This window comes from Pedobacter nutrimenti, from assembly GCF_032678445.1.
Classification (GTDB): Bacteria; Bacteroidota; Bacteroidia; order Sphingobacteriales; family Sphingobacteriaceae; genus Pedobacter; species Pedobacter nutrimenti_A.
On the sequence record NZ_JAVTSQ010000039.1, the window covers coordinates 1 to 1,435 of the forward strand.

Genomic DNA, 1,435 nt, shown 5'->3' on the forward strand with positions numbered 1-1,435 from the left:
CCTACGGTTGCAACAACCGGCAGGAATATCTGTTCGGGAAGTACGGCTGCTTTATCTGCTACAGCCAATGGCGGAACTACTTTGAAATGGTATGCTGCAGCAACTGGTGGTACAGCTTTAGCTACAGGATCTACCTTTACTACTCCGGCCTTAACCGCAAATACAACTTATTATATCGAGGTGATCAGTGGTACTTGTGCCAATGCACAACGTGTACCGGTAGCCGTAACGGTTAACCCGGCCATCGTTTTTGCTACAACAACCTTAAGCAATGCGACCGTCGCTTCTACCTATTCTAAACAGATCAATCCGGCTACAGGAGGAACGCCTGCATTTACCTATACAATAGATCCTTCAACCCCGCTACCTGCAGGTTTATCTCTAGGTGCCAATGGTGCCATTGGAGGTACCCCGACTGCTGCTGGTAATTTCACCTTCTCGGTGATTGCTACAGACAGCAAAGGATGTACCGCTACTGCTGCTTATACTTTAAGGGTAACTGCGGCCATGGCTTTACCTGCTGCTACTTTACCGAATGGTATTGTTGGAACACTGTACCCGGTACAAACCCTTCCGGCTGCAACAGGTGGTACAACCCCTTATACTTATACCGCAACTAACCTGCCTCCGGGACTGACCTTCGATCCGGCAACTCGCCAGATCTCTGGTACACCGACTCAAAAAGGTACTTATACCATTCCGGTAACGGCTACTGATGCCAACGGAAATACGGTATCTACTGATTATACCATTATCGTTAGAGACCCACTGGTATTACCAGCTGCAACACTTGCTGATGGTACTGTAGGTAAACCTTATCCTACCCAAACCATCCCTCAGGCTACCGGCGGTAACGGTCCGTATACCTATACTGCAACTGGATTGCCTCCGGGACTGAGCTTTGATCCGGCAACTCACCAGATCACTGGTACACCGACTCTGGCTGGTACTTATACCATCCCGGTTAAGGTAACCGATGCTGATGGAAAAACCATCACCACAAACTACACCATTAAAGTAACCGATCCGTTGGTAATGCCAGCAAAAGTGCTTGCTGATGGCACCACCGGAACTCCATATGTAACCCAGACCCTGCCTTCGGCAACTGGTGGAACAGGCCCTTATACTTACCTGGCCAGCAACATCCCTCCGGGACTAAGCTTTGATCCGGCAACTCGACAGATCTCCGGCACACCGACGCAATCCGGTTCATTCAATATCTCCGTTAAAGTTACCGATGCGGCAAATGCAACCGTAACTCAAACCTATGCCCTGAAAGTGAACGGGGTCCTTTCTTTACCAAATGCTACTTTAGCAGATGGATTGGTAGGAACACCTTATACTTCTCAGCCTTTACCGGCGGTAACCGGTACAGGTACGGCGCCATATACCTATGCTGCTACAGGCTTACCGGCTGGCCTTACTTTTAACCCGG

At 49.5% G+C, this 1,435-nt stretch carries 1 protein-coding gene; it reads left to right on the top strand.

Annotated features, from left to right (window positions below):
- On the top strand, positions 1 to 1,435 hold a 1,435-nt coding region (locus R2S08_RS28800; protein ID WP_316838349.1), incomplete at both ends, for a putative Ig domain-containing protein.